Below are 7,467 nucleotides of genomic sequence, written 5' to 3'. Positions count from 1 at the left end.
CCGCGTAGCGGAGGGCGATACCGCCCCTTGGAAGGGAGACGCTTTCTTCGCCGACCGACAGTGAAGGGCCATCGGCCCCCGGCTAGCGCCGGTACTCAAGGGAGGGGTGTGCTCTAGGATTCAAAAAGACAACCTATAGGTTTTTTGGTTTTGTGAACTGTCTTTTTGAATTCGGTATTACCCGTATGCGGGAGGGTTCGCGTGCTGTGAACGATGTACTGAGCTTAGGACCCGTTTTTGACCTGCAACCGGGTTTGGGTGTCTGCACAACGCCGCGCTACATTGCCTTTCATCTGCATTGCCTATACTGGGCCCAATGTGGCGGCTCTTGGCGGTTATTTTGCTCTTTTGCACGGGGGCGCTGGCCCAGTTCGACCCTACCCGGCAGTGGTTTACGCTCCGCACCGAGCATTTTGACATTCACTACCATGCGGGCCTCGAGCGCGTGGCCAGCGAGGCGGCCATATATGCCGAAAACGCCTACCAACTGCTCCAGGCCGATTTCGAGCCGCCGCCTGGGCGCATCAGCATTGTGCTTTCGGACGTGGGCGACACCCTTAACGGCTTTGCCAACCCTGCTAACAACGTGGTGGGCATTTTTACCGGGCAGTTCCGCAGCTCGGATTTGTTCAACCCCCGGCTTTCTTCCTGGTGGGAGACGGTCATCTTCCACGAGATTGTGCACATGTTCGACCTCTCGCAGGTGCGGGGCCCCCTCAAAGACCGCACCCGCATCTTTGGGCAACTGCCTTCGCAAAACGCGGTGAAGCCCTTTCCCTTTGTGGAAGGCACGGTGCTTTACTTCAAGCACAAAAAGCTGGGGGAGTCGCGCCTGAACGACGCCACCACCCGCATGGTGCTGCGCCAGATGGTGCTTTCGGCCCGGTTCCCTACCCTGGACGAGATTCGCCAGGCCTACAGCAAGTCCACCTGGCCCTACCTGGGCTTTCTGGTCTATAACTACAGCGCCTGGTTGGTGCAGTACCTGGAGGTGCGCTTTGGCGAGGATGCCTACCGTCGTTTCACCGATGCCAACGCGGCCATGCTGGCCACCAAGGACTTCAACGAGCCCTTCCTAAAAGCCTTTGGGCTCTCGCTCGACCAGATTTATACCGACTTTGTGCGCTGGCTGCCCAGCCAGTTTCAGGACGAAATCGCCCGCATCCGGGCCCAGGGCCTGACCCCAGTGCAAAAGCTCAGCAACCTGGGTTTTTTTAGCGAGGGCGCTACCGATTCGGCCAATGGAATTGTGTACGCGCACGCCTCGCCCCTGCGCAGCGGCCTGCGCCTCATCGTAAACGAGCGCGAACGGGAACTGCTGAACGGCCCGGCCCAGTACCCGCAGTGGTCGCCGGACGGGCGGTACTTGCTGTTTACCACCAGCAGCACCACCAGCCCCTACTTTGTGGGTAGCGACCTTTATCGGTACGACCGCCTGGAAGACCGCGTGAAGCGGCTCACCAATGGGGAGCGGGTCTACTACGCCCGCTACGCCCCCGACGGCCAGAGCATCTTTATGGCCAGGAACACGCCGGACGGCTCCACCGAACTGGCCCGCTATTTTCTCGAGCTCGAGCGCACCCAGCCCCTGCGAAGCTTCCCCAACCAGGATGGGGTGGTGCATTCCTTTGCGGTAGCCCCCGACGGAGGCTCGCTAATCCTGTCGCTCCTGCGCCGAGGGGGGTTTCAAGACCTCTACCGCTACACCCTACAAACCGGGGCCCTGACCCCCCTCACCCAGGATAAAAACGTAGACAGCGACCCGGTCTTCAGCCCCGACGGCCAGTACGTGATTTACAGCAGCGATGTAAACCGGGTCTATAACCTCTATGCCTACCGCCTGGCGGATGGGGCGGTTTTTCAGGTGACCAACCTGCTCACCGGGGCCTACCGGCCCACCCTTTCGCACAGCAAGCAGCAGATCATCTTTACTGGCTACGACGAAACGGGCTACAACCTCTACCAGACCCCCTACAACCCCAGCGCCTGGAAGCGGGTGGAACTGAAATGGGAACCCCTGCCCCCCTTCGAGCCTGCCGAGGCGGCCAAAGGCCAGCGCTACGACCCTTTGCGCTACCTGCGCCCCCTGTACTGGCTGCCCCTGGCCGATGTGAGCGTGGATGGCTTTGGGCTGAACGCTTTTCTGGGGGTTTCCTTTGGGGCTTCCGACCCGGTGGGTATCCATGCCTATTCGGTGGGGGCCGGGTTTGACAGCAACTTTCGGGGGATTTTTTACAATGCGGCCTACCAGTTCGCAGGTTTTGGTTTTCCCATCACCCTGCAAGCAGCGGGGTCGGGTAGCGATAATGCCCAGGGTATTGGCACTTCGTTCTGGTCGCCCCAGGGCAGTTTGGGGTTGCAGTACCTGCGCAGGGATGTGCTCGAGCCGGCCCTCGACCCCAATCAGAACACCGTCACCCATGTTTTTTCGGTTCGCTTGAGCGGCCTCAACAGTACGGCCAGCGACCTCTTTCGCTTCCGTAGCAGCCTGAGCGCGGTGGGCACCGCCTTTGTGCGCGAGGGCAGTCCGGACTGGCGCTACAGCGCGCGGGGGGCTTTGGGATTTCAGTTCCGCCTGCCGCTGGAAGCCTCGCACCTGATCGGGCTGCGGGTTGGGGGTGGCTTTACCACCTCGCCCCTGGCCTTCGATGCCTTTGATTTGGGCTCGCTGCCGCTGGTGGTGGGCAGTGCGCCGGTGCTGGCGGTGCGGGGCTATGGGCCGGGTCAACTGCGCGGGTCGCAGGCGCTGGTGGGGTCGCTGGAGTACCGCCCGCCGCCCTGGAGCATCGAGCGGGGCTTGGGCAACTGGCCGGTGTTCTTCGACGACCTGAGCCTCTCGGTCTTTGTGGATGCGGGGGTGGCCGGCTCGCCCCTAGACTTGGAGCAGGTGCGGTTTGCGTTGGGCGCGGAGCTGCGGCTGGGCCTGACCTTGTTTTATCTGGCGCCGGGCAGCAGCATAGCGCTGGGGGGCGCGCAGGGGATTGGCGAGCCAGGGCCCAGGTTTTACCTCAACCTGGTTTTGCCGGGGTTGTAGTTTCCACAAGAGCAAAGCCCGGCCCCCGGGTGCTTGTGTTTCGAGTTTCCAGGCGGCAACTGTTCTGTCTGGGATAGAGGATTCTTTATTCTCGGGAGGCTCATTCCATGTGAAGAGCGCTCTATGGGAGTAGCTTTAGCCCCAGCCGGGGCGGTTCGGTGGGGTAGAGGTTGTCCAGGGCCACCACTGCAATGCGGGCGCCGCCGCGTTTACCGGAGAGCTGCGAGGCCAGGCCCACAAACTCCTCGAGAGCAATCCCCCCCTGGGCCAGCTTTTCGGGAACCCAACCGGCCCCGCTGAGCCGGTTCTCCGCTTGCTGGCTAAGGGCATTGAACTTGCGCCGCATCTCGCTCATGCTGGCCGGGAGCACCAGAGTGGTGGCCACCAGCACCTCGCCCTCGGCAAAGGCCTGTTCGCGGGCCCGGTACTCGATGACCACCCGAACCTTCCCCTCAGCGCTGATGCTCTGGATGCGGGCCAGAAACAGCCCCGGCTTGAGGTTACTCAGGCTGGGGTTTTCCACCACCTCCAGGCCCCGCAGCCCGATCAGGCGCACCCGGTTGTCGGCCCGCCGGGTGACCTCGCCCAGGGCTCCTTGTTCGTTGCCCGGCGTCACCGGTTCTTCGGCCAGCAGGTTCATGGACAGGCTTTTGTCCAGGCTGGCGGCCATCAGCCGGTTGCGTTCGCGTAGCTGTTGCAACTCGCGCTGGGCCTCCAGAAGCTTGTTGCGCAGCTCGCCATTCTCGCGCTGAAGGGCCTCGAGGGTGCGGTTGGGCGTGTCGCTGGGGGGCGCTTGCAAGGCGCCGCTGCCCAACACCGCCACATCGCCCTCGAGGTTGCGTTTGTCGGCCTCGAGCTGGCGCAGGCGGGTCTCGAGCTCTCGGGTACGGGCCACGAGGCCGGTCAGGCGGGCCTGGGCTTCTCGACGCGCTTGTTCGAGCCTTTCTTTTTCACTTTTTAGTTTCTGGAGCTGGTTTTGCGCGTTGCGCCCGGCGGCCTCGAGTTCGCGGAGCTGCCGCTTGGCCTGTTCGGCCTGGGCCAAGAGCTGGTTGCGACCGCTCAGGAGCTGGGTCTTTTCGCTTTGCAAAGTGGCCAGGGCCTGCCGCAGCGGGGCTTGAGCCTGCCGCAGGGAGTTACGATCGGCCTCGAGTTTCTCGACTTCCTGGCGCAACTTCTCCCGCTCGATCAGGGCGTTCTCGAGGTCCTGGCGGGTCTGGCGCTGGAGTTCGACGTTTTGCGCGAGCTGCCTTGCCAGCAGGGTGTTGTTCTTCTCGAACTCGTCGCGCTCAGTTTTGAGCTGCTCGTACTGGCTGAAAATGCTGGCCGCACGGCTTTCCAACCGCGTCACCTCGTTGCGCAACCGGTCGCGCTCCTGGCGCACCGCCTCGGCCTGCAGGATGGTCTCGCGGGCATCGCGCACCAGCAAGAAGAAGGCCCCAAAAGCCCCCAGACCAATCAGCACCCCCGTCGCTACTGCCACCAGCGTGGCGGTGGCCTTGGGACGCAGGCCCAAAAAACGCCAGTGGCGCTTGCCCACCCGCTTGGCCACCAGGTCGCCCACATAGGCCACCAGGCCCGCCACGAGCACCAGAAGGATCAGGATGGCCCAGAAAGTCATACCAGGGTCTCAAGTCTCAAGTCACAGGTCTTTCGGACAGGGTTTGAAGGGGTGGTATTGGGATCTGCGACCTGTGATACTTCACAGCTCATACTCGTCGCCCAGGTAGTGCGTGCGCACCCCCGAGTCGCGGGCGAACTCCTCCGGCGAGCCCTGGAAGGCCACCTGGCCGTCGTACATCAGGTAAATACGGTCGGCAATGGCCAGGGTCTCGCGCACCGAGTGGTCGGTGATGAAGATGCCCACCCCCCGCCGCTCGCGCAGCTCGGAGATGAGCTTCTGGATGTCGTGGACGTTTTTGGGGTCAACACCGGTGAAGGGCTCGTCCAGGAGGATAAAGCTGGGGTTGGTACACAGCGCGCGGGCAATTTCCAGCCGCCGCCGCTCGCCGCCCGAGAGGGTATAGGCGTATTTATCTCTGAGGTGGGCAATGCCCAGCTCCTCGAGCAGCTCTCTGGCCCGCTCAGCCCGTTCGCTTTTGGAGAGGGGCTGAAACTCCAGCACCGCCAGCAGGTTTTCCAGGGCCGTCATGCGCCGGAAGGCCGAGGGCTCCTGGGGCAGGTAGCCCAGACCCTGCCGGGCCCGCTTGTACATGGGCAGCCGGGTGACGTCTTGTCCGCCCAGGCGAATCTGTCCGGCGTTGGGCTCGATAAAGCCCACCAGCATGTAAAAGGTAGTGGTTTTGCCGGCCCCGTTGGGGCCAAACAGGGCCACAATCTCGCCGCGGGTGAGCTCCAGGCTTACGCCCCGCACCACCTCCCGCTTGCCGTAGCGCTTGACCAGCCCGGTGGCCTCGAGGCGGGTGGTGAAGGGGGGGGTCGTGCCAAATCTCGGTTGCAATGCCGCTTCCATGTGCCTTACCAGGGTAGCACCCCCCGCTAAGGCAGCTGTGAGAGGTATGACCCAAAGGGGGGGCGAAACGTAGGGTCGAGGCAGGGCGAGAAAGCCGAGAGCCGAAGGTTGGCGACCCATCCTGCACTCAACATGCCAACCTGAACAGGGTTCTCTGGGTTTGCTCTGGCCCGCGACCCGAGACTTGCGACACGGGACATTGTTCAAGCCGCGCCCATTCCCCACGCCCCCACCTGTGGTAGCCCAGGACCCCGGCTTTCCGCTTTGGGCCTGGGGCCTTAAGCTATCGGTTATGGTTGTGACGCGCATTGCACCCAGTCCCACCGGCGACCCCCATGTGGGGACGGCTTACCAGGCCCTGTTCAATTATGTTTTTGCCAAACAACACGGGGGTAAGTTCATTGTGCGCCTCGAGGACACCGACCGCACCCGCTACAACCCCACCTCCGAGCGGCGCATTCTGGAGATGCTCGAGTGGCTGCGGCTTTCCCCCGACGAGTCACCCACCAAAGGCGGCCCCAATGGCCCCTATGTGCAGTCGCAGCGCCTGCACATCTACCGCGAGCACGTGCAGATGCTCCTGGAAAAAGGCGCGGCCTACCGGGCCTTCGACACCCCCGAGGAGCTGGCCGCCGCCCGCGAAGCGGCCCGCCAGGCAGGCAAGCAGGAGCAGGGCTACAACCGCCGTTACCGCGACTTCCCGGCCGAGGAGGCCGAGCGACGGGCCGCCGCCGGAGAGCCCCACGTGGTGCGGCTCAAGGTGCCCCTGGAAGGCAAAACCGTGGTGCACGACCTGCTGCGCGGCCCTATCGAGTTCGAGAATGCTGCCCTGGACGACAAGGTCATCCTCAAGGCCGACGGCTATCCCACCTACCACCTGGCGGCCATGGTAGACGACCACCTGATGGGCGTAACCCATGTGATAAGGGCCGAGGAGTGGATTACCAGCACCCCCTTCCACATCCTGATTCTGCGGGCTTTTGGCTGGGAGGAGCCGGTCTGGTGCCACACCCCCCTGTTGCGCAACCCCGACAAGTCCAAGCTCTCCAAGCGTAAGATGGACACCAGTGTGGACAGCTACCGTGCCCAGGGCATCCTGCCCGAGGCCCTTTTGAACTACCTGGGCACCATGGCCTGGAGCATGCCCGACGGACGGGAAATTTTTAGCCTGCAGGACATGATCGAGCACTTCAGCCTGGAGCGCATCAGCCTGGGTGGGCCGGTCTTTGACCTGAACAAACTCAAATGGATGAATGGCAAGTACATCCGCGAAGTCCTGAGCCTGGACGACCTGGCCGAGCGGGTCAAGCCCTTTCTGGAGCGGGCTGGGCTATCCTACCCCTCGGAAACCTACCTGAAGCAGGTGCTCGAGGCCATGCGGGCCCGCTTCGAGACCTTGCAGGAGTTTGTGGACAAGTCGCTTTACTTCTTCAGCGAAGCCTACCCCATACAGGAAAAGGCCCTGGCCAAGCTGCGCGAAGGGGCCGCCTTCTTGCCCGAGCTGAAGGAGCAACTGGCCCAGTTGCCCAACCTGCTGCAAGACGCCACCGAACCTTTGCTCAAGGGTTTTGCCGAGGCCAGGGGGGTAAAAGCGGCGGCGGTGATGCAGCCCCTGCGGGCGGCCCTGACGGGAAGCCTCGAGACCCCCGGCATGTTCGACCTCTTGACCCTGCTGGGTAAGGAGCGCGTGCTGAAGAGGCTCGAGCGGGCCATGGAGCTGCTGCAAGATTGATGTTTCTGGTAAAGCACCCAGGCGCTTTATGGGGCCTTAGCCTGAAAACCTCCTCCTGGTTGCTTCGTCGGTCTGTCTGGGGCTGGTTTGAAATAATACCGGATTTCAAAAAGACAGTTTACAAAACCAAAAACCCCATAGGCTGTCTTTTTGAATCCTAGAGCACACCCCTCCCTTGAGTACCGGCGCTAGCCGGGGGCCGATGGCCCTTCACTGTCGGTCGGCGAAGAA

4 protein-coding genes are annotated in these 7,467 nt (G+C 62.8%); 2 read left to right on the top strand and 2 right to left on the bottom strand.

Features of this window, described 5'->3' with window-relative positions:
- The first annotated feature begins 316 nt into the window (after nucleotides 1-316).
- The gene (locus tag Mhypo_RS18785; protein WP_119342385.1) at nucleotides 317-3,034 is read left to right on the top strand and encodes a DPP IV N-terminal domain-containing protein; all 2,718 of its coding nucleotides are present in this window, start codon (nucleotides 317-319) and stop codon (nucleotides 3,032-3,034) included.
- A 121-nt stretch (nucleotides 3,035-3,155) separates the two neighbouring features.
- Here Mhypo_RS18785 and Mhypo_RS16740 read toward each other — a convergent pair whose 3' ends face one another.
- Both Mhypo_RS16740 and lptB read right to left on the bottom strand, forming a co-directional pair.
- Nucleotides 3,156-4,652: a DUF3084 domain-containing protein gene (locus Mhypo_RS16740; RefSeq protein WP_119342384.1), complete on the bottom strand. Its 1,497-nt coding sequence runs from the start codon at nucleotides 4,650-4,652 to the stop codon at nucleotides 3,156-3,158.
- An 81-nt stretch (nucleotides 4,653-4,733) separates the two neighbouring features.
- Nucleotides 4,734-5,504, bottom strand: coding sequence for an LPS export ABC transporter ATP-binding protein (lptB, locus tag Mhypo_RS16735; protein WP_119342383.1), 771 nt, complete (start codon nucleotides 5,502-5,504; stop codon nucleotides 4,734-4,736).
- A gap of 292 nt (nucleotides 5,505-5,796) precedes the next feature.
- Here lptB and gltX point away from each other — a divergent pair, with 292 nt between their 5' ends.
- Nucleotides 5,797-7,236 (top strand): glutamate--tRNA ligase, encoded by a 1,440-nt coding sequence (gene gltX, locus Mhypo_RS16730; RefSeq protein WP_119342386.1) that lies wholly within the window; start codon nucleotides 5,797-5,799, stop codon nucleotides 7,234-7,236.
- Nucleotides 7,237-7,467 lie beyond the last annotated feature (231 nt).

The organism is Meiothermus hypogaeus (genome assembly GCF_003574035.1).
GTDB classification, from domain to species: domain Bacteria; phylum Deinococcota; class Deinococci; order Deinococcales; family Thermaceae; genus Meiothermus; species Meiothermus hypogaeus.
The sequence above is the reverse complement of the archived record's forward strand: the minus strand, read 5'-3'. Positions and strand labels throughout refer to the sequence as shown.

Coding starts and splice junctions, on each gene's coding strand:
- lptB (WP_119342383.1), bottom strand. CDS start 5,504: ATGGAAGCGGCATTGCAACCGAGATTTGGCACGACCCCCCCCTTCACC.
- gltX (WP_119342386.1), top strand. CDS start 5,797: ATGGTTGTGACGCGCATTGCACCCAGTCCCACCGGCGACCCCCATGTG.
- Mhypo_RS16740 (WP_119342384.1), bottom strand. CDS start 4,652: ATGACTTTCTGGGCCATCCTGATCCTTCTGGTGCTCGTGGCGGGCCTG.
- Mhypo_RS18785 (WP_119342385.1), top strand. CDS start 317: ATGTGGCGGCTCTTGGCGGTTATTTTGCTCTTTTGCACGGGGGCGCTG.